At 62.2% G+C, this 26084-nt stretch carries 20 protein-coding genes and 2 pseudogenes; 11 read left to right on the top strand and 11 right to left on the bottom strand.

All coding sequences use genetic code 11. The features are described from left to right. Nucleotides 1–85: 85 nt before the first annotated feature. The 3 genes and pseudogenes from KW841_RS23250 to KW841_RS30140 all read left to right on the top strand — a co-directional run bounded on the left by KW841_RS23250 (nt 86) and on the right by KW841_RS30140 (nt 2470). Nucleotides 86–760, top strand: coding sequence for a DUF2238 domain-containing protein (locus KW841_RS23250; RefSeq protein ID WP_218479941.1), 675 nt, complete (start codon nt 86–88; stop codon nt 758–760). A gap of 75 nt (nt 761–835) precedes the next feature. Then, a pseudogene (locus tag KW841_RS30145) lies at nt 836–1612 on the top strand (MCP four helix bundle domain-containing protein); the annotation flags it as partial. After that, nucleotides 1607–2470, top strand: coding sequence for a methyl-accepting chemotaxis protein (locus KW841_RS30140; RefSeq protein WP_371319535.1), 864 nt, complete (start codon nt 1607–1609; stop codon nt 2468–2470). The pseudogene KW841_RS30145 and the gene KW841_RS30140, both read left to right, overlap by 6 nt. A gap of 77 nt (nt 2471–2547) precedes the next feature. Here KW841_RS30140 and ilvD read toward each other — a convergent pair whose 3' ends face one another. Then, nucleotides 2548–4230 (bottom strand): dihydroxy-acid dehydratase, encoded by a 1683-nt coding sequence (gene ilvD / locus KW841_RS23240; protein ID WP_218479939.1) that lies wholly within the window; start codon nt 4228–4230, stop codon nt 2548–2550. 466 nt (nt 4231–4696) lie between these two features. On the opposite strand from ilvD, the gene mqo reads away from it, so the two are divergent. From mqo to KW841_RS23225, 3 genes are all read left to right on the top strand, one after another. Further along, nucleotides 4697–6343, top strand: a complete 1647-nt coding sequence (mqo, locus tag KW841_RS23235; protein WP_218479938.1) for a malate dehydrogenase (quinone) — start codon at nt 4697–4699, stop codon at nt 6341–6343. Nucleotides 6344–6749: 406 nt separating this feature from the next. Further along, nucleotides 6750–7991 (top strand): molybdopterin-dependent oxidoreductase, encoded by a 1242-nt coding sequence (locus KW841_RS23230; RefSeq protein WP_218479937.1) that lies wholly within the window; start codon nt 6750–6752, stop codon nt 7989–7991. Between the two features lie 10 nt (nt 7992–8001). Beyond that, nucleotides 8002–8637, top strand: a complete 636-nt coding sequence (locus KW841_RS23225; protein ID WP_218479936.1) for a c-type cytochrome — start codon at nt 8002–8004, stop codon at nt 8635–8637. Nucleotides 8638–8887: 250 nt separating this feature from the next. On the opposite strand, the gene KW841_RS23220 is transcribed toward KW841_RS23225, so the two are convergent. The 10 genes from KW841_RS23220 to KW841_RS23175 form a co-directional block, all read right to left on the bottom strand. After that, on the bottom strand, nt 8888–9685 hold the full coding sequence (locus KW841_RS23220; protein WP_218479935.1) for a glycosyltransferase family 2 protein: 798 nt from the start codon (nt 9683–9685) through the stop codon (nt 8888–8890). A 112-nt stretch (nt 9686–9797) separates the two neighbouring features. Beyond that, on the bottom strand, nt 9798–11378 hold the full coding sequence (locus tag KW841_RS23215) for an arylsulfatase (protein WP_218479934.1): 1581 nt from the start codon (nt 11376–11378) through the stop codon (nt 9798–9800). 194 nt (nt 11379–11572) lie between these two features. Further along, entirely contained in the window at nt 11573–12190 is a 618-nt protein-coding gene (locus KW841_RS23210) for an SDR family NAD(P)-dependent oxidoreductase (protein ID WP_218479933.1), read from the bottom strand. Next, nucleotides 12187–12834, bottom strand: coding sequence for a TetR/AcrR family transcriptional regulator (locus tag KW841_RS23205; protein WP_218479932.1), 648 nt, complete (start codon nt 12832–12834; stop codon nt 12187–12189). The genes KW841_RS23210 and KW841_RS23205 overlap by 4 nt, the downstream gene beginning before the upstream one ends. A 181-nt stretch (nt 12835–13015) precedes the next feature. Beyond that, complete coding sequence (locus KW841_RS23200) at nt 13016–13840, bottom strand: SDR family NAD(P)-dependent oxidoreductase (protein ID WP_007974186.1); 825 nt, start codon at nt 13838–13840, stop codon at nt 13016–13018. Nucleotides 13841–13870: 30 nt separating this feature from the next. Further along, nucleotides 13871–14287: a MaoC family dehydratase gene (locus tag KW841_RS23195; protein WP_217837960.1), complete on the bottom strand. Its 417-nt coding sequence runs from the start codon at nt 14285–14287 to the stop codon at nt 13871–13873. Between the two features lie 14 nt (nt 14288–14301). Then, nucleotides 14302–14742 carry a MaoC family dehydratase N-terminal domain-containing protein gene (locus KW841_RS23190; protein ID WP_007974190.1) on the bottom strand — a complete coding sequence of 147 codons (441 nt, stop codon included), beginning with the start codon at nt 14740–14742 and terminating at the stop codon, nt 14302–14304. A 29-nt stretch (nt 14743–14771) separates the two neighbouring features. Further along, nucleotides 14772–15956 carry a lipid-transfer protein gene (locus tag KW841_RS23185; protein WP_218479931.1) on the bottom strand — a complete coding sequence of 395 codons (1185 nt, stop codon included), beginning with the start codon at nt 15954–15956 and terminating at the stop codon, nt 14772–14774. 27 nt (nt 15957–15983) lie between these two features. Beyond that, nucleotides 15984–17141 (bottom strand): acyl-CoA dehydrogenase family protein, encoded by a 1158-nt coding sequence (locus KW841_RS23180; protein WP_256357929.1) that lies wholly within the window; start codon nt 17139–17141, stop codon nt 15984–15986. Nucleotides 17142–17358: 217 nt separating this feature from the next. Next, nucleotides 17359–20187 (bottom strand): LuxR C-terminal-related transcriptional regulator, encoded by a 2829-nt coding sequence (locus KW841_RS23175; RefSeq protein ID WP_218479929.1) that lies wholly within the window; start codon nt 20185–20187, stop codon nt 17359–17361. Nucleotides 20188–20383: 196 nt separating this feature from the next. Here KW841_RS23175 and KW841_RS23170 point away from each other — a divergent pair, with 196 nt between their 5' ends. From KW841_RS23170 to KW841_RS23150, 5 genes and pseudogenes are all read left to right on the top strand, one after another. Then, nucleotides 20384–21538 carry a CaiB/BaiF CoA-transferase family protein gene (locus tag KW841_RS23170; protein ID WP_218479928.1) on the top strand — a complete coding sequence of 385 codons (1155 nt, stop codon included), beginning with the start codon at nt 20384–20386 and terminating at the stop codon, nt 21536–21538. Nucleotides 21539–21589: 51 nt separating this feature from the next. Next, nucleotides 21590–22393 carry an enoyl-CoA hydratase/isomerase family protein gene (locus KW841_RS23165; protein WP_218479927.1) on the top strand — a complete coding sequence of 268 codons (804 nt, stop codon included), beginning with the start codon at nt 21590–21592 and terminating at the stop codon, nt 22391–22393. A 57-nt stretch (nt 22394–22450) separates the two neighbouring features. Next, nucleotides 22451–24010, top strand: a pseudogene (locus tag KW841_RS23160) (long-chain fatty acid--CoA ligase); the annotation flags it as partial. Then, complete coding sequence (locus tag KW841_RS23155; protein ID WP_218479925.1) at nt 24010–24444, top strand: PaaI family thioesterase; 435 nt, start codon at nt 24010–24012, stop codon at nt 24442–24444. The pseudogene KW841_RS23160 and the gene KW841_RS23155, both read left to right, overlap by 1 nt. Continuing rightward, nucleotides 24435–25958: a long-chain-fatty-acid--CoA ligase gene (locus KW841_RS23150; protein WP_218479924.1), complete on the top strand. Its 1524-nt coding sequence runs from the start codon at nt 24435–24437 to the stop codon at nt 25956–25958. The genes KW841_RS23155 and KW841_RS23150 overlap by 10 nt, the downstream gene beginning before the upstream one ends. The last annotated feature ends 126 nt before the right edge of the window (nt 25959–26084 follow it).

Here is a 26084-nt window from a genome sequence, read left to right as displayed (position 1 = left end):
TGCGCTGGAGGGAAAAAGCGAACTTGCCCGGCGACCTTGCCTCGAAGTTAAAAGGACGATGTCCTGACTTCGAGGTATTGCAGCCATGCAGCCGAACCCACGTATACGGCACGACCTGACGTTGCTGATGGTGTTCCTGGTGATCGTCATGGTGTCGGGTTTTTCTCCCCGCAGCCGGGTGGACTGGGCGCTGGAAAACCTGCTGGTGCTGCTGCTGGTGGGGACGCTGGTCGCGGTTTCTCGGCGGTTTCGTTTATCGGCGACGTCCGTCACCCTGGTGTTTGCGTTTTTGTGCGTGCATGAACTGGGCGCCCATTACACCTATTCCCTGGTGCCTTACGATCGTTGGTCTTCGGCGTGGTTGGGCTTCAGTTTCGACCAGGCGGCAGGTGCTCACCGCAATCACTACGACCGATTGGTCCATCTGAGCTACGGGCTGCTGCTGGCTTATCCGGTGCGCGAAGTCCTGTGGCGGCTGACGCCGCTGCGCGGGTTCTGGCTGTTTTTCGTGACCCTGAACATCATGCTGTCGACCTCCGCCGTGTACGAACTGGTGGAGTGGATCGGCGGTGCCTTCCTGGGCAATGACACGGCGAAGGCCTTCGTCGGCGCGCAAAACGATCCGTGGGATTCGCAAAAGGACATGGCCATCGCGGTCGCCGGTGCGATGGCCAGCCTGTCGCTGGTGTCCCTGCGCGGCATGCTGCAAAAGCAACCGGTGACGACCGCATGTCGCAAAAAACACAATCTGTGGGGATAGGCTTCAATTACTGCGTGGCCCCGTCGATAACCTCTTCAAGCGTGCCATCCGCGCGGGGCAACCCCGTCGCCTAACGTGCCAGAGAGGAACCACAGAGTGTCCATAAAACTGCGTTTAATGTTGCTGATCGGCACCGGATTACTGACTGCATTGATCATGAGCCTGGTCAGTTACCTGGGGAACGCCCGGATGGCCGAGGCCGTGGACGACGACAACGTCAGCATGGCCGCGCTGCGCAACCACCTCGAAGCCGACATGATGCACGACGCGTTGCGCGCCGACGTGCTGTCGGCCATTTTGGTGGGCTTGAACAAGAGCACCAGCAGCAAAGCGGAGGTGCGCAGTTCCGTCGAAGAACACACTGGGCGCTTTCGCGAAGTGCTCGGGGAAAACCTCAAGCTGCCGGTCAACGACACCATCAAGGCCGGCCTGAACAAGATCAAGCCCAGCCTCGACACCTATATCAGCGCCGCCGAACGCATCGTTGGTCTGGCCCTGGAAAACCCGGAGGCTGCGCAACAGGAGCTGGGCACGTTCAACAAGGTCTTCAGCCAACTGGAGGACCAGATGGAGGCCCTCAGCGAGTTGATCGAAAGCAACACGCAACAGACCAGCCAGGGCACAGCGCTTGCCATCAACAACGCCAACCTGACCCTCGGCGGCGTGCTGATCGCCAGCCTGTTGTTGCTGTTGGCCCTGGGGCGTTCGGCGATCCTGAGCATCATGGGCCCGTTGCAAACCGCCAGCCGCATCGCCGAGAGCATCGCCCATGGCAACCTCAGCGAGCCGATTGTCGAACCCACCCACAAGGACGAAGCCAGCGCCTTGATTCGTAGCCTGGCAACCATGCAGCGGGATTTGCGCGGCATGATCGAGGTCGTGCGCAGCAACGCCCACGGCGTCAGCGGCATGAGCGAACTGCTGAGCAACGGCTGCCATGAGGTGGCCGGTAGCAGCCAGCAGCAAAGCGCGGCGGCCAGCACCATGGCCGCGGCCGCCAGCGAAATGACCGCGAGCATCGAGGAAATCACCCGGCATGCCGAACGGGCGCTGAACATGGCCAATCAGGCAGAAACCCTGGCCAAGGATGGCGGCCGGGTGATCCATCAGGTGGTCAGCGACATGGACGGCATCGCGCGTTCGGCGCAGCAGTCGGCGCAGGTGATCCGCACGCTGGACAAGGAGTCCGAGGGGATTTTCAACATCATCCAGGTGATCAAGGGGATTGCCGACCAGACCAACCTGCTGGCACTCAACGCCGCCATCGAAGCCGCCCGCGCCGGCGAGCAGGGGCGCGGTTTTGCCGTGGTGGCCGATGAGGTCCGCAGCCTGGCGGGGCGCACCAGCGCTTCCACCCAGGAAATCGCCAGCATGGTCGCGCGCATCCAGCAAAGCACCCGCGAGGCGGTGATCAGCATGGAGGAGGGCGTGGCCCAGGTCGACAAAGGCATGGCGGTGACGGCCGATGTCGAGCGCGCCATCCGCGAGATCCTCGATGCCACGCTGCACACCACGCAACTGGTCAATGACATCAGCCGCACCATCGGCGAGCAAAGCCTGGCCAGCAACGAGATTGCCCATCAGGTGGAGATGATTGCCGGCATGTCCGAAGGCAACAGCAAGGTGATCGGGCAGACGGCTTCGACCACGGATGAGTTGTCGAGCCTGGCGGGGCAGCTGTCGCAGTCGGTGGATCGGTTCAGGCTTTAAAAGATCGCAGCCTGCGGCAGCTCCTACAAGGATCGCGTACCTCTGTAGGAGCTGCCGCAGGCTGCGATCTTTTGACCTTAAAGATACTTATCCGTCACAGCCCCCTCCGAAGCACTGGACACGGTCTTCGCATACTTGGCCAGCACCCCGCGCGTGTATTTGGATGGCGGCCGCACCCAACGCGACTTGCGCTCGGCCAGCACGGCATCGGACACATCAACGGTAATCTGCCGGGTTTGCGCATCGATGATGATCCTGTCGCCATTCTCGACCAGCGCGATCGGCCCGCCTTCAAAGGCTTCCGGTGTGATGTGACCGACCACGAAACCGTGGGAACCCCCGGAAAAACGCCCGTCGGTAATCAGCGCCACCTCCTTGCCCAGGCCCTTGCCCATGACCGCTGACGTCGGCGACAGCATTTCGCGCATGCCCGGCCCGCCCTTGGGCCCTTCGTAGCGAATCACGATCACTTCGCCGGGTTGCACCTCGCCATTGAGAATGCCAGCCAGCGCACCTTCTTCGCCGTGATAGACCCGCGCCGTGCCTTCGAAGCGCAGGCCTTCCTTGCCGGTGATCTTGGCCACGGCACCGGTGGGCGAGAGGTTGCCGCGCAGGATGACCAGGTGGGAGTCCTTCTTGATCGGCTGGTCGAACGGGCGGATCACGTCCTGGCCGGCCGGATAGTCGGGCACGCCGGCGAGGTTTTCCGCCAGGGTCTGGCCAGTGACGGTCAGCACATCGCCGTGCAGCATGCCGGCATCGAGCATGCGCTTCATCAACGGTTGAATGCCGCCGATGGCCACCAGCTCGCTCATCATGTACTTGCCGCTGGGACGCAGGTCGGCGACCACCGGGGAGATCTTGCCCAGCTCGACGAAGTCATCCAGGGTCAGCTCGACATCCACCGCGTTGGCCATGGCCAGCAGATGCAGCACGGCGTTGGTCGAGCCGGCGAGGGCGATCACCACGCGGATCGCATTCTCGAAGGCTTTGCGGGTCATGATGTCCCGGGGCTTGAGGTCGAGCTTGAGCAACTCCATGACCTGCTGCCCGGCGCGGAAACTGTCCGAGGCCTTGTCGCCGCCAATGGCGTCCTGGGAGCTGGAGCCGGGCAGGCTCATGCCCAGCGCCTCGATGGCCGAGGCCATGGTGTTGGCGGTGTACATGCCGCCACAGGAGCCGGGGCCGGGAATCGCCACTTCCTCGATCTGCTTGACCTGGATTTCGCTGATGTCGCCCCGCGCGTGCTGGCCCACGGCCTCGAACACGGAAATGATGTCGGTATGCCCGGCCCCCGGCTGGATGGTGCCGCCATAGACAAAGATCGACGGGCGATTGAGCCGCGCCATGCCGATCAGGCAGCCCGGCATGTTCTTGTCGCAGCCGCCGATGGTCACCAGACCGTCGAAACCTTCGCAACCGGTGACCACTTCAATGGAGTCGGCGATCACTTCGCGCGATACCAGGGAATACTTCATGCCTTCGGTGCCGTTGGCGATGCCGTCGGAAATGGTGATGGTGTTGAAGATCACGCCCTTGGCACCGGCGGCATTCGCGCCTTTTTCGGCTTCGAGTGCCAGCTTGTCGATGTGCATGTTGCAGGGAGTGACCATGGCCCAGGTGGACGCGATGCCGATCTGCGGCTTGTCGAAGTCTGCATCGGTAAAACCCACGGCCCGCAGCATAGCCCGGGCGGGCGCGGCTTCGACGCCGTCGATTACTTGGGATGAATATTTGCGCAGATCGTCTTTATCGCTCATGACAACACCTCAAGCCTCAGCGGAAAAAGCCCAGTGAGTATAGTTCCCCTCCTGAAAGGCAAAAGATCGCAGCCTTCGGCAGCTCCTACAGTGGTCAGATATCGCGGACAGGCAAGGACTCCTGTAGGAGCTGCCGAAGGCTGCGATCTTTTTATGCCGGACCACGCAGTCGCGAACAGACGCGCGGGTTAGCCTTGTCGTGATATTCTTCGCAACAACTTGGTTTGACCTATTCTGTTTACCTGTCCTCGCGACGGGCGAACGAATCACTGTCGCTCAAGTAGCTGAAGCCAAAAAAGATAAGAAGTCAGTTCAGAAGGGACATATAACTGGGGTCGATGCAGTCAGTCGGCCTTGTGTGCCCACCCTGCAATCCTTGAGTGCCGCATCCGTGACTGCCGTGAAACACGGGGGCTGTGCGCATGAGGATGGAAGGGCGGATGGCGTTTTATCATAGGTGCTACAGATGTTTAAGAAAGTGAACACAGCCCTGCTGGGGCTGGCCTTGTCGTTGGGGATGACGACAGCTCAGGCTGAAGAAGCCAAGAAGGTCGACGTACTGCTGATTGGCGGCGGCATCATGAGCGCGACCCTGGGTGTCTGGCTCAACGAACTGGAACCTGGCACTTCGATGGAAATGATCGAGCGCCTCGACGGCGTCGCCCAGGAAAGCTCCAACGGCTGGAACAACGCCGGTACCGGTCACTCCGCCCTGGCCGAGCTGAACTACACCCCGGAAGACGAGAACGGCAAGGTCTCGATCCCGAAGGCCGTTGAAATCAACGAAGCCTTCCAGATTTCCCGTCAGTTCTGGGCCTGGCAGGTTCAGCAAGGCGTGCTGAAGAACCCGCGTTCGTTCATCAACTCCACGCCGCACATGAGCTTCGTGTGGGGCGATGACAACATCAAGTTCCTGAAAAAACGCTACGACGCCCTGCAGGCGAGCCCGCTGTTCGCCGGCATGCAGTACTCCGAAGACCCGGCTGTGATCAAGCAGTGGGTACCGCTGATGATGGAAGGGCGTGACCCGAACCAGAAAATCGCGGCCACCTGGAGCCCGATCGGCACCGACGTGAACTTCGGCGAAATCACGCGTCAGTTCGTTGCACACCTGCAAACCACGCCGAAATTCGACTTGAAGCTGTCCAGCGAAGTGCAGGACATCACCCGCAACGAAGACGGCAGCTGGCGCGTCAGCTACAAGAACCTGAAAGACGGCAGCAAAACCGAAACCGACGCCAAGTTCGTGTTCATCGGCGCCGGCGGCGGTGCCCTGCACCTGCTGCAGAAGTCCGGCATTCCTGAAGCCCAGGAATACGCAGGCTTCCCGGTAGGCGGCTCGTTCCTGGTGACCGAGAACCCGACCATCGCCGAACAACACCTGGCCAAGGCCTACGGCAAGGCTTCGGTGGGCGCACCGCCGATGTCGGTTCCGCACCTGGACACCCGCGTGCTGGACGGCAAGCGCGTGATCCTGTTTGGCCCGTTCGCGACCTTCAGCACCAAGTTCCTGAAAGAAGGTTCGTACCTGGACCTGCTGACCACCACGACCACCCACAACGTGTGGCCAATGACCAAGGTCGGCATCAAGGAATACCCGCTGGTCGAGTACCTTGCAGGCCAGCTGATGCTGTCTGACGAAGACCGCCTCAACGCCCTGAAGGAATACTTCCCGAACGCCAAGGCTGAAGACTGGCGCCTGTGGCAAGCCGGCCAGCGCGTGCAGATCATCAAGCGTGACGAAGCCGCCGGTGGCGTGCTGAAACTGGGCACCGAAATCGTCGCTTCGCAAGACGGCAGCATCGCCGGCCTGCTGGGCGCCTCCCCAGGCGCATCGACCGCCGCACCGATCATGCTGACCGTGCTGCAGAAAGTGTTCAAGGACAAGGTCGCGAGCCCAGAGTGGCAGGCAAAACTGCACCAGATCGTACCGAGCTACGGCACCCAGTTGAACAACAGCCCCGAGAAGGTTGCGGAAGAATGGGCCTACACCGCCAAGGTGCTGGAACTGACTCCGCCACCAGCGGTGATTGCGCCGGCTGTGAAGCCGGTGACTGTCGATACGGATGCGAAGGCACCGAAGGCTAGTGCTGCGAGTGATATGGCTCTGTAAGTAGACGCCGAATCAAAAAAAGCCCACTGAACCGGCGACGGTCAGTGGGTTTTTTTGTGGGCGATGGTAAAGGTCATGCTTTGAGTCCGGAGTGTCTACGACGGCCTTTACGGGGTTTTCTGTCATCAATTGTCAAGTCGCTGACGCTTAATGAGAAGCAGGCAGTTTGGGTCTGACGATACTGGTTTGTTTACCGACCTGGGTAACGCGAAACCGTAAGTCTGATACCCCTTCGCCCTGGCGGGAATATGTAGGAGCGAGCCTGCTCTGGGCGGCGTTCCGACTATGGACGAACTTGCGCTGCGTTTAGTCAGTCAGCGCGCGTTTTCGTTTACGTCCATCGCGAGCAGGCTCGCTCCCACAGTTGTCAGTTGCATCTCGATAAAACAATCATAGAGAGCGCAGAATGAAGTTCAGTTTTTTAGACAGCCGCCAGCCGAGCCGCCGGCGGGTTTTACGCGATGCTTTCACGTTGGCGTTGGCGGCTTCGCCGGTGGCAAATCTGGCCAGGGCAGCCGAGGAAAACACTGAAGAAGTGACCTTTGCCGCGGGCCCGCGACCGCTGGTGCAATACCCGCAAAAACGCCCGTTGACTCTGGTCACCACGCGGCCGCCGCACCTGGAGACGCCGTTCTCTGTCTTCAATGAAGGGGCCGTCACGCCCAATGACGCGTTTTTCGTGCGTTACCACCTGGCCAATTTCCCGACCAGTATCGATCCGGACAGCTACCGCCTGACGATCAAGGGCTTGGTCGATACGCCGCTGTCGCTTTCCCTTGCCGAACTCAAGGCGCTTGCCGAGCCGGTGGAGGTGGTGGCCGTCAATCAGTGTTCAGGCAACAGCCGTGGCTTCTCGATGCCGCGAGTGTTCGGGGCTCAGTTGGGCAATGGCTCGATGGGTAATGCGCGTTGGCTGGGGGTGCCGCTGAAGGCGGTATTGGAAAAGGCGGGGGTGAAGGCCGGCGCCATGCAAGTGACCTTCCGTGGGCTCGATAAGCCGGTGCTGCCGAGCACGCCGGAGTTCATCAAGGCACTGGACATCAGCCATGCCATGGACGGCGAGCCGATGATCGCCTGGTCGATGAATGGCACCGACCTGCCATTTCTCAACGGTTACCCGATTCGTCTGGTGGTGCCCGGTTACTTCGGTACGTACTGGGTCAAGCACCTGAGTGAGATCGAAGTCGTCGACCATACCTACGACGGTTTCTTCATGGCCAAAGGGTACCGGGTTCCGGATAACGATTGCCTGTGCATTGCCCCCGGCACCACGGCGGCAAACACCCAGCCGATTTCCAGATTGCCGGTGCGCAGTTTCATCACCAGCGTCAAACACGGCGATGTATTGCCGCTGAACCAGAGCCTGGAGCTCAAGGGCATCGCGTTCGACGGCGGCGTCGGGGTCAACAAGGTCGAGGTGTCGATCGACGGCGGAGCTACATGGCGCAAGTCCACCCTCGGGCAGGACCTGGGCCGTTTCTCCTTTCGTGAGTGGACGCTGCCGATCACCTTTACCCGCAAGGGCGTCACACAGTTGATGGTGCGAGCCAGCAACAGGGCCGGCGAGACGCAGCCGCTGCAAGCGGACTGGAACCCCGGTGGCTACCGCCGCCACGTCGTCGAAACCCGCCACGTGACCGTCGCCTGAGGAGGGCCGCATGAAATTTTTGACCTCCCTGCTGTGCGCCGCCCAGGTTTGCCTGATGACCCTGGCTGACGCCGCGCCACTCTCGATCACCTTGCCGCCCGAAACGGCAGCGTTCAAGCCCAGTTCGCTACCTGGTTACCCATTGGCGCAGCAGAAGTGCTCCATCTGCCATTCGGCCGACTACATCAACTTCCAGCCGCCCGGCATGAGCCTGGCGCAATGGACTGCCGAAGCGGGCAAGATGCAGCACGTGTACGGTGCTCCGATCAGCGACCAGGACGTGAGTGTGATCGGCGCCTACCTGGCGGCGACCTACGGCAGTGCCAAGGCCAGCGACGCCGATGTCCAGGCGGCCTCGAACCCGCCGCTGGAACAGCCGCCGACGGTGTCGGTGGCAAAAGTGGCTTCGGCCTTGCTCAAGGACAATGCTTGCCTGTCCTGCCACGCAATCGACCATAAGGTCGTTGGCCCGGCCTATCACGATGTGGCGGCCAGGTATGCCAATGATCCCCAGGCACTGGCCCGGGTGATGTCCAGCATTCAGCACGGCGGCAGCGGAAAGTGGGGGGATGTGCCCATGCCGCCTTTCACGCAGTTGGGCCTTGACGACCTGAAAAGCCTGGCGACGTTCATCATGAGCCAGTGAGTCCGCCGTCCAGATAGCTGGCAATGTTCGCCAGTTTGGTGGTGCACGTGTTCCCCTGTAGGAGCTGCCGAAGGCTGCGATCTTTTGATCTTGATCTTCAGCAATCTCCAGATCGCAAAAGCAAGATCAAAAGATCGCAGCCTTCGGCAGCTCCTACAGATATTTCGTTATCTGTGTTCCCCCGGGATTCCGCCCATTGGAGCGGCGATGGTCAATGGGCTTTTCTGTGAGTGCGATTTGTTCAATCCATCTAGGGATTGGCGGCACTGAAGCGCTTGAGAATGTCCTGGTACATTTTGGTCCGCCGGTGATCCCGGCCATATCCGCCAGCGGCGGCGACGGTGCCGGCCTGGACGTGGTCCAGGTACTTGAAGATTTTGCCGGGGGACAGAAACACCACCTTGTAGCCGAGGCCGATCGCGCGGTCCTGCAGCTCATAACCGGGCACCCGGTCATCGATCTGGAAATGCAGACCCTGCTGCTTCATCAGCCTGCAATTCCACAGGGTGCAAAAGCTTTTCAGGTAAGTCTCGGTGTAGGGCTTAGGTTCTCTTGAACGCAGGCCCAGGGACAGTTTCAAGCGGCGAAAATGGTGCTTTGCGAAGCGTGAGGTGAAGCGCCAGACAGTCCTTGGCAACCCGCGATTGAGTTGCTCGGTGCAGCCGACCGCGATGACGTTTCGATCCCTGGTGCAGTGCTCCATCATCATTGCAAAGATGTTGGGATCGAAGACGAAGGTGTCGGTGTGCATCAGGAACAGATGGTCGGTATTGACCCTGGCCAGCGCCATGTCCAATGCCTTGCCATGGGCGATGTGGCCGGGTTCTTTGGTGGGGGCATCGCGTTCGATCAGGTTGATCCAGTCCAGTGAGCGCAGATACTCGACGCTGGCGTCCGCCGAATCGTTGTCCACCACCCAGACGGGTATGCCGGCTTTGCGTGCAGGCTCACGCAAAAGGTCCAGGCAGATCCTGGTCAGATCGAGGGTTTTGTAATTCACCAGCACGATGCTGAACGGCGGTTTGGCGCTTGTATCGACACGGGCCATTTTCGAAATGCTCGACTACCTGAAAGCCTCGAAGACTAAACAGGCAACCTTAGCCCAAGCTTAATTTCACCTGGGCGGGTTGGCCGTTGGCATTCAGGCGGCCTCGATACGCCTAGGGCTTGGCCTGGTTTTTCAGCTTCTCTTCGATTTTCGCATCGACCGCAGCACGAATCTGGTCAACGCTGAAACTGGCAGGCTTCTGGCTCGGCGGGTACTCGATGAAGGTCTGCAGGAAGCGCGCCGCCTTGGCAACACCCGCGGCCATCAGGTAGGAGTTTTTCACCAGCCAGTCGTTGTACTGGTCCGAGACCAGGTCAGCCCGTTCATAAGGGTCCATGCGCAGGTTGAACAGCTTCGGCACGCGCAGTGGCACGAACGGGCTGCTCCACACCGCAAAGCCACCGGGTTCGCGCTGTTCGGCGAAGACCACTTTCCAGTTGTCGAAGCGCATCGATACCAGCACGCCGTCGTCGTTGAAGTAGTAGAACTCGCGACGCTCGCCTTTAGGCTGTTGGCCGGTCAGGTACGGCAACTGGTTGTAGCCGTCCAGGTGCACCTTGAAGCTGTTGCCACCCGAGGTCGGTGCCCAACCCTTGAGCAACTTTTCCTTCACGTCGGTTTCGCCCGCGGCTGCCAGCAAGGTCGGGAACCAGTCCATGCCCGAGAACATCTCGTTGGACACTTCACCGGCCTTGATCTTGCCTGGCCAACGAATGATCGCCGGCACGCGGTAGGCGCCTTCCCAGTTGGAGTTCTTCTCGTTACGGAACGGCGTGGTGGCTGCGTCCGGCCAGGAGAACTGGTTCGGGCCGTTGTCGGTGGTGTAGACGACGATGGTGTTGTCGGCGATTTTCAGGTCGTCGAGGGTCTTCAGCAGTTTGCCGACATCGCCGTCGTGTTCCAGCATGCCATCGGCGTAGTCGTTGCCGGGCATGCCGCTCTGGCCCTTCATCGAGTCGCGTACGTGGGTGAACAGATGCATGCGCGTGGTGTTCATCCAGACGAAGAACGGCTTGTCGGCCTTGGCCTGTTTCTCGATGAAGGATTGAGCGGCAGCCGTGGTTTCGTCGTCGATGGTTTCCATGCGCTTGGCGGTCAGCGCGCCGGTGTCTTCGATCTTGCCGTCGGCGTAGCTGTGGATCACGCCGCGTGGCGTCCTGGTCTTGACGAAGTCAGGGTCATCCTTGGGCCAGTAAGGGCGCTCGGGTTCCTCTTCGGCGTTGAGGTGATAGAGGTTGCCGAAGAACTCGTCGAAACCGTGGTTGGTCGGCAGGAACTCGTCCTTGTCACCCAGGTGGTTCTTGCCGAACTGGCCGGTCGCATAACCCTGGGACTTGAGCGCCTGGGCGATGGTGATGTCGCGTTTTTGCAGGCCGATCGGCGCGCCCGGCACGCCCACCTTGGTCAGGCCGGTGCGCAGCGGTGACTGGCCGGTGATGAACGACGAGCGCCCGGCGGTGCAGCTGTTCTCCGCGTAGTAGTCGGTGAACAGCATGCCTTCGTGGGCGATGCGGTCGATGTTCGGCGTCTTGTAGCCGACCACGCCCATGGAATAGGCGCTGATGTTGGTCTGGCCGATGTCATCGCCGAAAATCACCAGAATGTTGGGTTTGTCAGCGGCATTCGCCGCCATTGCCATGACCGTTGTCGCCACCAGGGCGAGTTTCGGCAGCCACTTTTTTATGCGAGTCATCTGACTGGCTCCTTGTTGACGGGCGTCGCGCAGGGCGACCAGCGGCCATGTTCGAACGTCGTCAAAAGGTTCGCGCCACCCGTATCAGGTGGCGCTGACCTGTAGGAGCTGCCGCAGGCTGCGATCTTTTGACGTTGATTTTCAAGATCAAAAGATCGCAGCCTGCGGCAGCTCCTACAGGGAAGTGCGCCGCGTCAGATATGCAGTACCGCGCCGGTGACGCTGGCGCCGGCACCGCTGGCCAGCAGTAACAAGGGGCCGTTGAGTTCTTGCAGGCCGGCGTCCTTGCCTCGACCGGCCGCGATGACGTTGACGCGAATGCGGTGCGGCGTCAGCGACTGGGCCATGGCGCGGCTCATGCGGATCAGGCTGCTATTGGCGCGCAGGCACGGGTTCGGCTCGCTGATGGGGCGCGGCGGCGGGTCGATGTTGACGATGCTGCCACCGCGTTCGGCCCGGATCATGTGCAGGCTGGTGCAGTGGACAATGTGATTGTTCAAGGCAACATGCTCGCGCTCGGCGCTGTTGTTGATCAGCACATCGACGCTGCCGAATCGCTCCTGCACGGTGTCCAGGGCGGCTTCGATGCTCGGTCTGCGGGCGCTGTCGAGGCTGACAACCATGACTTCGCCACCTTCCCAATGCAGGTCGGCCGCCAGTTGCTCCAACTGCGAAGGGTGCTGGCCGCCGAGGGCCACACGGGCGCCGGCGAGGCTGATCAGGCGGGCGAAATGCGCGCCCAGTCGGGTGCTGGCATCGGCCACCAGGACGGTCTTGCCGGCCATGGAAAACGGCTGCATGAGATCGCTCATGGGCGTGCCTCCGCGGTTATCGGGCGGCGGGTGATCAGGGCTCGTGGGACAGGTATCCCGGGCGACGGAACAGGCGCGGCGCCGAGCATTTTCAACACCAGTTCCGAGTAATGGCGGATGACGGCATCAATGCTCCAGCGACCATCGGCCTGGTACCAGACGCAGGTATGGGTGAGCATGTTGAACAGGGTGCGGGCCATCAATTTGGGTTCGGCGCAGCTCAGCGAACCTTCCTTGACCCCTTGTTCCAGCAGTTCCTGCAGGGCGTTCAGATACTGACGCCGGGCTTGGCGGACCTGCTCCAGATCCTCTTCGTCGAGGCTTCTGAACTCTAAATTGCCGAGCATGGCCTCGTCCTGGTGTTCCAGGTGATAACGCACGTGGCAGGCGATGAAGGCAAGCAGTTTGATATCGGCGGTCGCGCACTTTTTGGGGCGACGCCGTGCCCACTCCCGGGACACCCCCTGGAAATACTCGAGAATCAGCTCCAGCAGCAGTTCGTTTTTGCCTTTGTAGTAGAGGTACAGCGTCGAGGCGTTGATGCCAGCTTCAGTAGCGAGCTGGCGCAGGCTCATCGAGCCGAAGCCGTTGCGCGAGATCAGTTTGATGGCGGCCAGGCGGATGTTGCTTTCAGTCATGTTCATGGGGTGGTCCTGCGGTCATCAAAACTCAAACACGGATTGTGTGGCGAGGGAGCTGTTGTGGGAGCGAGCCTGCTCGCGAAAAATGCCCGGACAACGCCGGTCAATCAGATGAAGCGCGTTATCGTTGACGTCCATCGCGAGCAGGCTCGCTCCCACAACAAGCTCGCTCCTACGGTTTTGCTTATTGCAGATTGCCGGCCACCGCGATGGTCTGCGCCGTGATGTAGTTCGACTCTGGTGAGCAGAACAGGTACACCGCATCAGCCGCTTCCTGCACGGTGCCCGGACGACCCAGCGGGTTGCGCTGGGCGAACGACTTGGCGGCTTCCGGGCTGATGCCGACTCGGATGTCACGGCCTTCGATGTTCACCGTAGCGCCGGCATGGGCGTCGGCCTTGGTCATGCGGGTTTCGATGAAACCGAAGGCCACGGCGTTGACGTTGACCTTGAAACGACCCCATTCGCGCGCCAGCGCACGGGTCATGCCGATCACGCCGGCCTTGGCCGAGGAGTAGTTCATCTGCCCGGCGTTGCCGTTGAGGGCCGACACCGAAGAAATGTTCACCACTTTGCGGAATACCTCGCGCTCTGCCGCCGCATCGGCCTGGGCCTGGGCCTTGATGATCGGGTAGGCGGCACGCAGGATGCGAAAGGGCGCGGTCATGTGGCAGTCGAGAATGGCGTACCACTGCTCGTCGCTCATCTTCTGGATCACGTCGTCCCAGGTGTAGCCGGCGTTGTTGACGATGATGTCGATGGCGCCGAAGTTGTCCATCGCGGTCTTGACGTAGCGGTCGCCGAAGTCCGGGGCGCTGACGTTGCCGTGGCAGACGGCGGCTTCACCACCCAGCTTGCGGATCATTTCAGCGGTCTCGTGGGCCGGATCGGCGTCCAGGTCGTTGATCACGATGCGCGCGCCTTCGCTCGCCAGTTTCAGGGCGATCTGTTGACCGATGCCACGACCGGAACCGGTGACCAGTGCGACTTTGCCTTCGAGTTTTGCCATGGGGTGTTGCTCCTCAGTGATCAGTTTTGTTTACAGAGCGATCACGGCGTCGCCAACGATCTTGGTCTCGCCGTATTGATTGGTGGTGCGCACTTCGACTTTGATCCGTTGCTCGCCCTCGACCTCGAAGCGCTCGACGACAGTGCCGGTGCAGGTGATCTGGTGACCCAGGTGAGTGATGCCGAGAAAGCGCACGCCGAACTCGCGCAACTGACGCTGATCGACCCACTGGGTCAGCAGGCGACCGAGGTAGGCCATCGACAGCATGCCGTGGGCGAACACGTCGGGCATGCCGGCACGGCGGGCGTAATCGGTGTCGATGTGAATAGCGTTGTGATCACCCGACGCACCGGCGAACAGGGCCAGGGTGGTGCGGTTGATCGGCGGCAGGGCCAGTGGTGGCAGGGTGTCGCCGACGTTGATTTTTTCCAGGCTAATCGCGTTCATCAGTGTTCTCCGCTTCAGCTGTTGCGCTGCACAAGCACGCTGCGCAGGTCCGCAACGTGCTCACCGTGCTGATTGGTGACTCGGGTTTCGCGCACCACGAATTCCAGGGCGCCGCCTTTCTTGTCGTAGATGTCGGCGATGCGCACATCGAAGCGCAAGGTGTCGCCGGCATAGGCCATGCGGTGATAACGGAAGGATTCTTCGCCGTGCAAAATGCGCGCGGTGACGATGCCCAGTTCGTCACGCCAGGCGTTCGAAGGAATCTGGAACTCCAGCGAGAACAGAAAGGTCGGCGGCAGCGGCAGGTTGGGATACCCGGCATCGCGTGCGGCCTGTTCGTCAAAGTAAACCGGGTTGGTTTCACCGGTGGCCTTGGCGAAGAAGCGCAGTTGCCCGGCTTCGGCGGTCACGAGGAAAGTAGGCAGCTGTCTGCCGATGTGTTTCTTATCGATCATCGAAATGGCTCCTAAGCTCTGCGGGCGCGTCAGTTTTTCTGGTAAACGGTGACCACGCAGGCGCCGCCCAGGCCGAGGTTGTGCTGCACCGCAATGCGCGCGTCCTGCACCTGGCGTTGTTCGGCGGTGCCGCGCAATTGGTGGGTCAGTTCAAAGCACTGGGCCAGGCCGGTGGCGCCCAGCGGGTGGCCCTTGGAGAGCAGGCCGCCGGACGGATTGGTCACCCATTTGCCGCCGTAGGTGTTGTCACCGTCGTTGACCAGTTGCTCGCCGCCGCCCTCAGCGCACAAGCCCAGGCCCTCGTAGGTCAGCAGTTCGTTCTGCGCGAAGCAGTCGTGCAGTTCGATGACGTCGACGTCCTGCGGGCCGATGCCGGCCTGGTTGTAGGCGACATCTGCAGCCATACGGGTCATGTCGAAACCGACCACGCGGATCATGTCCCTGGCGTCGTAGGTGCTCGGCAGGTCGGTGGTCAGCGCCTGGCCCGCCATCAATACGTCGGTGCGCAGACCGTGCTTTTTCGCGAACGCTTCGGACACCACGATGGCCGCGGCAGCGCCACAGGTCGGCGGGCAGGCCATCAATCGCGTCATCACGCCTTCCCACAACATCGGGGCGGCCATGACTTCTTCGCTGCTCACCACGTTGCGGAACACTGCCAGCGGGTTATTGGCGGCGTGACGGCTGGCCTTGGCGCGGATCTTGGCGAAGGTTTCCAGTCGGGTGCCGTACTTCTGCATATGCGCGTAGCCGGCGCCGCCGAACTGGCGGATGGCATTGGGCAGGTCAGGCATGCCGATCAGTTCGTTGGCCAGCACCAGGGCGCGTTCGGTGGCCGGTGCGCGATCGGTCCAGGCGGATTTCAAGGCACCCGGGTTCATGTGTTCGAAGCCAAACGCCAGGGCACAGTCCACCGCGCCGCTTTGTACCGCCTGGCGAGCGAGGAACAGGGCGCTGGAGCCTGTGGCGCAGTTGTTGTTGACGTTGATCAGCGGGATGCCGGTCATGCCCACGCGATACAGGGCTTTCTGGCCGCAGGTGGAGTCGCCGTAGACATAACCGGCGTAGGCCTGCTGGATGTCATTGAAATCCACACCCGAATCGGCCAGGGCCTGGCGGATCGCCTGTTCACCCATGACGTCGTAGGGCTCGTTGGTCCCCGGTTTCTTGAACTGGATCATGCCGACGCCAGCAACGAACACTTTATTGCTCATCGTTGTTTTCCTTGTTGTTTGAGAGGTTCAGAGCTTGCGCGCGATCATTTCGCGCATGACTTCACTGGTGCCGCCGTAGATGCGATTGACCCGTGAGTCGACGAAAGCGCGGGCGATCGGGTACTCCATCATGTAGCCGTAGCCACCGTGCAGCTGGACCATGTCGTCGATGCATTTCCACAGGGTCTCGGTGGTGAAGAGCTTGGCGATGGCCGCTTCTTCCAGGGTCAGGCGCCGGCGCATGTGCTCGCCCAGGTAGTAGTCGACCATCACCCGCATGGCGGTGGCCTGGGCCTTGATGTCGGCGAGCTTGAATTTGCTGTTCTGGAAGTCCCAGACGGTCTGGTTGAAGGCCTTGCGGTCCTTCACGTATTCGAGGGTCTGCTCCAGCAGGCGCTCCAGCTTCGCGGCGGCGGACACCGCAATCGAGAAGCGCTCCTGGGGCAGTTCGCCCATCAGGTAGGTAAAGCCCAGGCCTTCCTCGCCGAGGCGGTTGCCGACGGGCACGCGGACGTTGTCGAAGAACAGCTCGGACGTGTCGGCGGCGGCCTGGCCGACTTTCTCCAGTTTGCGCCCGCGCTTGAAACCGGCGCGGCTGGCCTCCACGGCGATCAGGCTGATGCCCTTGGCGCCGGCAGCCGGGTCGGTCTTGCACACGACAATGACCAGGTCGGCGGTCAGGCCGTTGCTGATGAAGGTCTTGCTGCCGTTGATCACGTATTCGCCGCCCTCGCGCACGGCGGTGGTGCGCACGGCCTTGAGGTCGCTGCCGGTACCGGGCTCGGTCATGGCGATGGCCAGGATGATCTCGCCCGAGCAAATGCCCGGCAGCCACTTCTGTTTCTGTTCTTCGTTACCGCAGCGATTGATGTACGGGGCGATGACGTCCGAATGCATGCCAAAGTAGGCGCCACTCACGCCGGCCCGGGCGAACTCCTCGTTGAACACCGCGCAGTGACCGAAATCACCGCCACCACCACCGTATTCGATGGGCAGGGTGATGCCGAGCAAGCCTTCGCGGCCGGCCTTGAGCCAGGTTTCGCGGTCGACCTGACCGGCCTTGTCCCAGGCGGCCTGGCGTGGCAGGCATTCGCGTTCGAAAAAGCGCCGCACGGTGGTGCGGAACATCTCATGGTCGTCGCGGAAAACGGTTCGGGCGATGTGCACGCAAGTCTCCTCAAACATGGCAGGCCGGCCTTGGGCCGAGCGCTTACGCAAGGCGCGGACTGCGCCTTTGATCTGAGGGTTACGATAGGTGGGGCCCGTGGCCCGAACGCCACCCGAGCCGGGTGGCGGGGGAAAAAACAATCCATGTAGGAGCTGCCGCAGGCTGCGATCTTTTGATCTTGTTCTTAAAAAACAAAGTCAAAAGATCGCAGCCTGCGGCAGCTCCTACAGGGTTTCAGGGGTGGACGTTGCTGTCATCCTGGGATTCCAGATCCCGCACCCGCGCCACCGCTTCATCGCGGCTGTTGACGCCGAGCTTGCTGTAGATATGGCTCAGGTGCCATTTCACGGTTTCCGGGGACAGGCCCAGGGCACGGGCGATTTTCTTGTTGGGCAGGGCCTGGGCCAGCAGGCGCACGACTTCGATTTCTCGTTCGCTCAACGGCTCGATCCCGGTCGTCAACGGTTTGCTGGTGGCCGTTGTCGCAGGTTTGGCCTTCGAGATCGCCGGGGTCGTGGCCTCGGCCGCCTGCAAGCGCTCGACATAAAACGCCAGCACCGGGTCCAGGGCTTCGCGGGCGGCGATATCGCAGATCAGTTTCAAGCCATCCGGATGGGCGTCGAGGAGGCTGCGCACCAGGCCAAAGCGTTGACCTCGGCGCAAGGCTTCGATGACTTTGATCCGTGCCCGTTCATGGTTGCCGCGTTCGGACTCGATCACGGCGCTGAGCACCAGCAGGCGCGTTGTCCCTAGTTGGCGACGATGCCGGTCGCAGGTTTCGATCAATCGTTCGATGCGATCGCAAGCCCCGTCCAGATCACCCTGGACCAGTTGCCAGCGAGCGCGGGCATTCTCGGCCAGGATGTGGATTTCCTTCAGGGCCGTGTGCCCGGCATCCGGGTGACGCGCGTCGATGGCTTCCAGGCGCGCCAGTTTGGCCTGGGCTTGTGCCGTCTCCCCGAGAATCAGCAACCAGCGCACTTGCCAGGTCAGGCAGTAGGCTTGCAGGCGCTCCAGACCGAGTTTGATCGCGTACTCATCCAGCCGCTCGACAAACGCCAGGGCTTCTTGATGGTTACCTGCCAGCCATTGCACGTTCCATAACACCTGCAGCACACGCAGGACGGAATCGGGAATGGAAATCCGTTCGAGCAGGTCGATCCAGCCCGAGAGCATTTTGAACGCGGCGTCGACATCGTTGGTTTCGTACAGCACCTCACCGAGCAGCGCGGCGGAGAGATAAGTCGCGTCGGCACCGGCCTTGCCGCATTGGCCAGCCTCATGCAGCACGTCGCGGTAAACCCTTTCCGCCTGAGTCATCTGGCCTTCAAGGGCCAGGCTCAAGCCAATCATGCAACGACCCTGAAGGCTGCCGGCCGTGGTCCCCAGCAGCGGTTCGCCATTAATCAGCAGGTTCGGCCGGTCGAGTTGCACCTGCCGAGCCTTTTCGTATTCGCCGCGGTGCATGTACAGCCAGGACAGGATGTTGGCGCAGGAGCCGATGGCCACGCTGTTGCTGCCCGGCGGCGGGTTGAGCAGTTGCGGCAGGACCGTCATGGCCGCGTCGGTGTCATCCCGTTGCAGGGCCAGGGAGGCGCGCAGCAGCGAGATCATGAAGTGGTCATGGACTTCGCTCTCGGGTACGTCGCGAAACAGTTGTTCGAGACTGGCGCTGCAGGCCACGAAGTCCCGGGCATACAGCTGCATCCGCGCCTTGAGGATGCGCAGCTTGACCCGGGCCTGTACCTGTTCGACCGGCAACAGCCGTACCAGCTCGATCAACATGCGCAGGTCGCCATGGGCGTAGAGCGCCTCGACGTGTTGCTCCACCAGGTCGGCGGCGGCAGCCGGGTCGCCGCCCATGACCGCATGGTGCACCGCTTCATCCAGGTGGTTGTGGTCACGGAACCAGTGCCACGCCCGCACGTGCACCGCATGTTGCTCGGCCTGGCTGCGGGAGTCGAAATACTTGAGCAGGGTTTCGCGCAACAGCGGGTGCAGGCGATACCAGGTTTCACGTTCGGCGCTGTCCACCGGGATCAGGAACAGGTTGTCCCGCTCCATGCGCGTCAGTAGCGCATTCGCTTCGGCAACCGCCTGCGGGTGGCCGCTGAGTGCGGCGCACAATGAGGCGCAGAATCGGTTGCACACGGCCATGAGCAGCAGCAGGTCGAGGTCGGTCGGCGACAGGTGAGACAGCACTTCGACTTCGAAAAACTTGGCGAAGGCTTGATCGTCCCGCAGTTGCGTGTGCACTGACGTGGCGTCCGGGGTGGCAGGCGGGCGGTTCTTTTTGCGGCTGACGGCGAGCAGTTGCAGGCCGGCGACCCAGCCATCGGTCAGCTCATGCATCATCCTGGCGTCGCGGGCATTGATCTCACCCAACTGCGCCTTGAGGAACTGTTCGGACTCGACCGCCGTGAAGCGCAAGTCCCGCAGGTTCAGCTCGAGCACCAGTTCCTGGCTGCGCAACCGCGCCAGGGACAACGGCACGGCACTGCGCGATACCAGCGCCAGGTGCAGGTTGGCCGGGGCGTAGTCGATCAGCCATTGCAGGGCCTGGTGAATGCCCACGTCGGTCAGGTGGTGCAGGTCGTCGAGTACCAGCACCAGTTCACGGCCACGGCTGGCAATGCTGCGCACCAGGGTGATGACGGTGCGCTCAACGGCTTCGCTGTCGATGCCGCGACCTTCCAGCTGAGTCGCGTCCCGCACCAGCGCCGGGTCGATTTGGCCGAGGCTCGCCAGCAGGTAGTCAAGAACACGCGTCAGTTCGTTGTCGTCCGCCGACAATGTCAGCCACGCCACATCGAATCCCAACGGCAACAGCGCCTGGCGCCAGGCGATCAGGGTCGAGGTCTTGCCGCAGCCAGCCGGCCCCTTGAGCACGATGCAGCGCAGGCGTCGGGCCTTGAGCATTTGATCCTGCAGGCGTTCGCGGGAGATCAGGCGCCCGGTGCTGCGCGGCGGAATCAGTTTGGTGCTGACGATCGGGGACTGAACCGGATTGAAGACCTGGCTGGCATGGGGGTCCGATGCATTGGACTTGCGGGGTTTATCCATGGGGCTGTCCGATTCTTTCTTGTTTTGTGAGTGCGTCGAATCTCATCGAGTGTAACCCAGAGCATGGGTGGCATGACCCTGTCTTTGGCGGCCACCACCCGATGCGGGTGGTGGTCGTCGATCAACGGATTGATCTACTGGAAGGCACAAGAATAGGAGTGCTGTGGCGCTCCGTCAGAACAGTGGAGCGTTGGCAATGGGCGTACTGAGTGGCATTCGGGTGGTGGAGTTTGAGGCAATCGGGCCGGCGCCGTTTGGCACCATGCTGTTGGCCGATATGGGCGCCGACGTGGTGCGCATCGACCGCCCGCAGAAGGCCAGTGACCTGGGGCCGAAGCTGGAAGGCAAGCGTGCCGATATTACCGGGCGCAATCGGCGTTCGGTCACCCTCGACCTGAAGCGCCCGGACGGTGTCGCCGCTGCGCTGGAACTGATCGAACGTGCCGATGTGGTGATTGAAGGGTTTCGCCCCGGCACGATGGAGCGCCTGGGTCTTGGCCCTGACATCGCGCTCGAACGCAATCCGCGCCTGGTCTACGCGCGGATGACCGGTTGGGGCCAGACCGGCCCGATGGCCGACCGCGCCGGGCATGACCTGAACTACATCGCCTTGTCAGGTGTGTTGTCGAGCATCGGCCCGGCCGGTGGGCGACCAGTACCGCCGCTGAACCTGGTGGGCGACTACGGCGGTGGCGGCATGCTGCTGGCGATGGGCGTGTTGGCGGCGCTGGTCAACGTGCAGCGCGGCGGCGCCGGCCAGGTGGTCGACGCGGCCATGACCGAAGGTGCGGCGCAACTGGGCTCGGTGATCTGGGGCCTGCTCGCCGGCGGGCACTGGACAGAACAGCGCGGCAGCAACCTGCTCGACGGCGGCGCGCCCTGGTACGACACCTACGAAACCCGCGACGGCCAGTACATGGCAATCGGGCCGATCGAGTCGCGCTTCTATGCGCAGATGCTGGAAATTCTCGGACTGTCCAACGCCGACCTGCCCAATCAGCACGACCGGGCTGGCTGGCCGCGGCTGCGTGAGGCCTTCACCGCTGCGTTCCTGGGCCGCACCCGCGAGCAGTGGGTGGCAGCGTTCGAAGGCAGCGACGCTTGCGTTGCACCGGTGCTGGGGCTTGTCGAAGCCGCCCGACATGCCCATGGCGTTGCCCGTGGCAGCTTCATCGAGGTCGACGGGGTGGTGCAGCCGGTCCCGGCTCCGCGCTTCCTTGGCACGCCATCGGCGCAACCGCAACCCGCTCCCGAGCGTGGCGAACACGGCGGCGACGCACTGCGCGACTGGGGCTTCGACACGCCGGCCATCGAGCGCTTGCGTGAGCTGGGTCTGGGATGGCGCGCCTGAGCGCGTTCGCCCCGAAAAAACATAAAGATCCGTGCAGCGCAGGAGTCACCCATGGCCATTCAGTTCAAGATCATCGATCAGGTGGCACTTGTCACGCTCGATGCGCAACAGTCGAACAACGCGCTGACCCTCAGCGATTTGATGCACCTGCGCAAGACCCTGGGCGCCTGCCAGGATGACGAACAGGTGCGGGTCATCGTCCTGACCGGTGCCGGCGAACGTGCATTTTGCAGCGGTGCGAGCCACAAGGAGTCGCTGCTGGCCGCTTCGGGGTTCGTCGCCAGCACCCTCAAGAGTCGCGAGACCGAAGCCGAGGAGGGCGGCTACAGCCGACTGTTCGACCTCAGCGACCTGGACATCTGGAAACCGGTGGTTGCCGCCATCAATGGTGCCTGCCTGGGAGGCGGTCTTGAGCTGGCGCTGCAATGCGATCTGCGCATCGCTTCGTGCGGCGCTACCTTCGGCTTGCCTGAAGTGTGCGACGCGACCATTCCAGCGGCCGGCGGCGTGCAGTACCTGCTGCGTGCGATCCCGGCGGCACACGCGATGAAAATGGCCCTGACCGGAGAGTCGATCGGCGCGCAGGAGGCTTTGGACATCGGTTTGATCATAGAGCTGCTACCCCAGGACCGTCTGCTGCCAGCGGCGCTGGACCTGGCCGGGCGCATTGCCGCCAACGGCCCGCTGGCGGTGCAGTCGATCAAGCGCCTGGCCTTGCAGACCGCCCACCTCGCACCCCGGGATTTCGTCACCCAGGCCCATCTGCACTGGGGGTTGCTGCGCGACAGCGAAGATCACGCCGAAGGGCGCATGGCCCAGGCCGAGCAGCGTTCACCGAAGTACACCGGCACCTGACGCAACAGGCAAGCGCCGCATTCGTCCTGACCTGACAACAATAATTCACAGGAGAACCCCATGTATTTGACCCAAGGCCTGCACCGCGTGTTGCAGCAACGTCCCCATGCCGTGGCGACAGTCTTTCGCGACCGCCGCCGCACCTATGCCGAACTGGCCGAGCGGGTGGCTCGTCTGGCCGGGGCGTTGCAGCAACTGGGGATGCAGACCGGCGACCGCGTCGGCCTGCTGGGCCTGAACTCCGACCGATTCCTTGAGTATTTCCTGGCGACCTGGTGGGGCGGCGGCGTGGTCAACCCGGTGAATATTCGCTGGAGCGTGCCGGAAATCGTCTACTCGCTGGACGACTGTGACACGCGCATCCTGCTGATCGACGACACCTTCCTGCCCATGGCCGAAGACATCGCCGGCAGCGCCAAGGTACGGCCATTGCTGATTCACATCGGCGACGGGCCATTGCCCCAAGGCATGCTGTCCTATGAGCAACTGATTCGTGAAGCTACGCCGGTGGACGACGCCTTTCGCGGCGGTGATGACCTGGCGAGCATCATGTACACCGGCGGCACGACCGGCCGGCCGAAGGGCGTGATGCAGTCGCACATGAACCTGTGGACCGCTGCCGTGGCCCGTGCGGCCGATGTGCCGGTGCCGGCGGATGCCCTGACCCTGCATATCGCGCCGATGTTCCACCTGGCGGCGCTGTCGCGGGTCATCCTGATCTCGCTGCTCGGTCTGCCGAGCATTTTCGTCCCGGCCTTCGATGCCCTGGACGTGATGCGTACCATCGAGCGCGAGCGCATCACCGACATCCTGATCGTGCCGACCATGCTTCAGGCATTGATCATGCACCCGGAATTCGCCAGACATGACCTGAGCTGCCTGCGCAGTCTCACCTACGGCGCCTCGCCGATTGCCGTGCCCTTGCTCGAACTGGCGCTCAAGGCGTTGCCCAATGTCGAGTTCACCCAAGGGTACGGCATGACCGAAGCGGCGCCGCCGATCAGCGCCAACGGTCCGGAAAACCATAGCGCCGAAGGCATTGCCAATGGTCGTCTGCGCTCGGCCGGGCGGCCAGGGCTGGGCGTTACGGTGCGCATCGTCGACGAACACGACAACGAGGTGCCGCGCGGCACGGTCGGCGAAGTGCTGGTCCGTGGCCCGAACATCATGCTCGGCTACTGGAACAAACCCGAAGAAACCGCCCAGGCTCTGCGTGGCGGCTGGATGCACACCGGCGACGGCGCCTACATGGACGACGACGGCTATATCTACATCGTCGACCGCTTCAAGGACATGATCGTGAGCGGTGGCGAAAACGTTTTTTCGGGTGAAGTCGAAAGCGCGATTTCCAGTCACCCGGCCGTCGCCGCCTGCGCAGTGATCGGCATTCCCTGCGCGCAGTGGGGCGAAGCGGTGCATGCGGTGATCGTGCTCAAGCCCGATCACGAAGCCGCGGGCGCCGCGATCATCGAGCATTGCCGGCGGCAGATCGCGGGCTACAAGACGCCGAAGTCGGTCGAGTTCCGCACTGCGTTGCCGCTGTCTGGCGCTGGCAAGGTACTCAAGCGCGATCTGCGCGAGCCGTTTTGGGCCGGCAAGGATCGGGGTGTCAGCTGATGCCACAGGTGAACGGTGGCGCATTGATTCCCGAGGGCTTCTGCGCGCTGGAACAACGCTCGGGTTTTTTGCGCTGTTGCGGCGACTTTTATGTGCATCAAGAGCTGCCGATCCTGGCGGTGCGCCTCGAACCGCAGCATCTCAATTACGTGCGCATCGCCCACGGCGGCTTTCTCGCCACGGTGGCGGACAGCGCGTTCGGCGTCATTTTGCGGCGCCTTTCGGTGTCGCAGTCGGTGGCAGTGACGGTCAATCTGAACGTCGATTACCTCGGTCCGGTGCGCGAAGGAGACTGGCTGGAGGCGCATGTGCATGTGCTCAAGAGCGGCGGCACCTTCATCAGTGCCAGCTGCCTGTTGAAGGTCGGCGAGCGCCTGGTGTTACGTGCCAACGGTGTCTTCACCCCGTGGAAAGGCCAGATGCCATGTACATGACCCAATGCCTGCAACGCACACTGCAACAAAATCCGGATCAACTCGCGACGGTTTTCGGTGATCGCCGTCGGACCTATCGCCAGTTTGGCGACCGCGTCGCACGTCTGGCGGGTGCCTTGCAGAATCTGGGCATGGCGGCCGGCGATCGGGTCGGCATGCTGGCGCTCAATTCCGACCGCTACCTGGAATACATCATGGGCGTGTGGTGGGGCGGCGGGGTGCTCAACCCGGTGAACGTCCGCTGGAGCGTGCCGGAGATCGTCTATTCGCTGGACGATTGCAGTACCGGCATCCTTATCGTCGACGAACACTTTGCACCACTGGCCGAGAAGATCCGCATCAGTGCCCGCCATGTGCCACGGTTTATCTATGCCGGCGAGGGCGAAGTACCGGTGGGCATGCTGGGTTTCGAGCAACTGATTGCCCAGGCCACGCCGGTCGAAGACGCCGGGCGTGGCGGTGAAGACCTCGCCTGCATCATGTACACCGGCGGCACTACCGGGTTTCCCAAGGGCGTGATGCAGTCGCACTTGAACCTGTGGTCGGCGTGCATGCCGCGCATGGTCGACATGCCGCCAATCCGTGACGGTCGACTGTTGCACGTGGCGCCGCTGTTCCATGTCGCCGGCATGGCTCGGGCACTGATTCAGTTCATGGCCGGTGAAAGCCATGTGCTGCTGTCGAGTTTCGACGCGGCCCAAGTGCTGCAGGTGATCGAGCGGGAACGGATCACCGAGACACTGCTGGTGCCGACCATGATCCTCGCGCTGCTGGCCCACCCGGACTTCGATCGTCATGACCTCGGTAGCCTGAAACGCCTGACCTACGGTGCGTCACCCAGCGCTGGCGAAATGGTGGAGCAGGTATTGGCCCGGCTTCCGGATCTCGAGCTTTCTCATTCCTACGGGCTCACCGAAGCCTGCCCGGTGGTGTCGAGCAATCTGCCGTGCAATCACACGCCGCAGGCACGCAAGAGTGGTCTGTCGCGTTCGGTCGGGCGCGGCGGGTTGGGGGTCAACGTGAAGATCGTCGACCCGCAAGGTCAGGAAGTTGCGCGTGGCACGGTGGGCGAGATCATCGTGCGCGGGCCGAACATCATGCAGGGTTACTGGAACAAGCCCGAGGAAACCGCCAAGGCATTGTGCGATGGCTGGTTGTACACCGGCGATGCGGCGTGGATGGATGAGCATGGATACCTGTTCATCGTCGACCGCTTGAAGGACATGATCGTCAGCGGTGGCGAAAATGTTTACTCGGCGGAAGTCGAAAACGTCCTGGCGCGGCACCCGGCCGTGGCGCTGTGCGCGGTGATCGGCGTTCCCCATGAACAGTGGGGCGAGGCGGTGCATGCGGTGGTGGTGCGCAAGCCCGGTGCCCAGGTCGATGCCGAGCAATTACGCAGGTACTGCCGCGAGTTCATCGCACCCTACAAATGCCCGAAAACCGTTGAGTTCCGCGACGAACTGCCGCTCTCGGCCGCCGGCAAAGTCCTCAAGCGCGAACTGCGCCCATAACCCCCACAACCGCCCCCTGTAGGAGCTGCCGAAGGCTGCGATCTTTTGATCCTGATCTTCAAAAAATCAAGATCAAAAGATCGCAGCCTGCGGCAGCTCCTACGGGTTTGTTTGTGTCTGGACAGT

The sequence above is a fragment of the Pseudomonas sp. PDM28 genome, assembly GCF_019219115.1.
In the GTDB taxonomy this organism is placed as follows: Bacteria; Pseudomonadota; Gammaproteobacteria; order Pseudomonadales; family Pseudomonadaceae; genus Aquipseudomonas; species Aquipseudomonas laurylsulfatiphila.
Note: the sequence above shows the minus strand (reverse complement) of the source record. Positions and strands in the feature narration are given on the sequence as shown.

Coding starts and splice junctions, on each gene's coding strand:
- KW841_RS23200 (WP_007974186.1), bottom strand. CDS start 13,840: ATGGCAAAACTCGAAGGCAAAGTCGCACTGGTCACCGGTTCCGGTCGT.
- KW841_RS23230 (WP_218479937.1), top strand. CDS start 6,750: ATGAAGTTCAGTTTTTTAGACAGCCGCCAGCCGAGCCGCCGGCGGGTT.
- KW841_RS23165 (WP_218479927.1), top strand. CDS start 21,590: ATGGCCATTCAGTTCAAGATCATCGATCAGGTGGCACTTGTCACGCTC.
- KW841_RS23185 (WP_218479931.1), bottom strand. CDS start 15,956: ATGAGCAATAAAGTGTTCGTTGCTGGCGTCGGCATGATCCAGTTCAAG.
- mqo (WP_218479938.1), top strand. CDS start 4,697: ATGTTTAAGAAAGTGAACACAGCCCTGCTGGGGCTGGCCTTGTCGTTG.
- KW841_RS23250 (WP_218479941.1), top strand. CDS start 86: ATGCAGCCGAACCCACGTATACGGCACGACCTGACGTTGCTGATGGTG.
- KW841_RS23190 (WP_007974190.1), bottom strand. CDS start 14,742: ATGATCGATAAGAAACACATCGGCAGACAGCTGCCTACTTTCCTCGTG.
- KW841_RS23205 (WP_218479932.1), bottom strand. CDS start 12,834: ATGAACATGACTGAAAGCAACATCCGCCTGGCCGCCATCAAACTGATC.
- KW841_RS23210 (WP_218479933.1), bottom strand. CDS start 12,190: ATGAGCGATCTCATGCAGCCGTTTTCCATGGCCGGCAAGACCGTCCTG.
- KW841_RS23155 (WP_218479925.1), top strand. CDS start 24,010: ATGCCACAGGTGAACGGTGGCGCATTGATTCCCGAGGGCTTCTGCGCG.
- ilvD (WP_218479939.1), bottom strand. CDS start 4,230: ATGAGCGATAAAGACGATCTGCGCAAATATTCATCCCAAGTAATCGAC.
- KW841_RS23170 (WP_218479928.1), top strand. CDS start 20,384: ATGGGCGTACTGAGTGGCATTCGGGTGGTGGAGTTTGAGGCAATCGGG.
- KW841_RS30140 (WP_371319535.1), top strand. CDS start 1,607: ATGCAGCGGGATTTGCGCGGCATGATCGAGGTCGTGCGCAGCAACGCC.
- KW841_RS23220 (WP_218479935.1), bottom strand. CDS start 9,685: ATGGCCCGTGTCGATACAAGCGCCAAACCGCCGTTCAGCATCGTGCTG.
- KW841_RS23215 (WP_218479934.1), bottom strand. CDS start 11,378: ATGACTCGCATAAAAAAGTGGCTGCCGAAACTCGCCCTGGTGGCGACA.
- KW841_RS23195 (WP_217837960.1), bottom strand. CDS start 14,287: ATGAACGCGATTAGCCTGGAAAAAATCAACGTCGGCGACACCCTGCCA.
- KW841_RS23180 (WP_256357929.1), bottom strand. CDS start 17,141: ATGTTTGAGGAGACTTGCGTGCACATCGCCCGAACCGTTTTCCGCGAC.
- KW841_RS23175 (WP_218479929.1), bottom strand. CDS start 20,187: ATGGATAAACCCCGCAAGTCCAATGCATCGGACCCCCATGCCAGCCAG.
- KW841_RS23225 (WP_218479936.1), top strand. CDS start 8,002: ATGAAATTTTTGACCTCCCTGCTGTGCGCCGCCCAGGTTTGCCTGATG.
- KW841_RS23150 (WP_218479924.1), top strand. CDS start 24,435: ATGTACATGACCCAATGCCTGCAACGCACACTGCAACAAAATCCGGAT.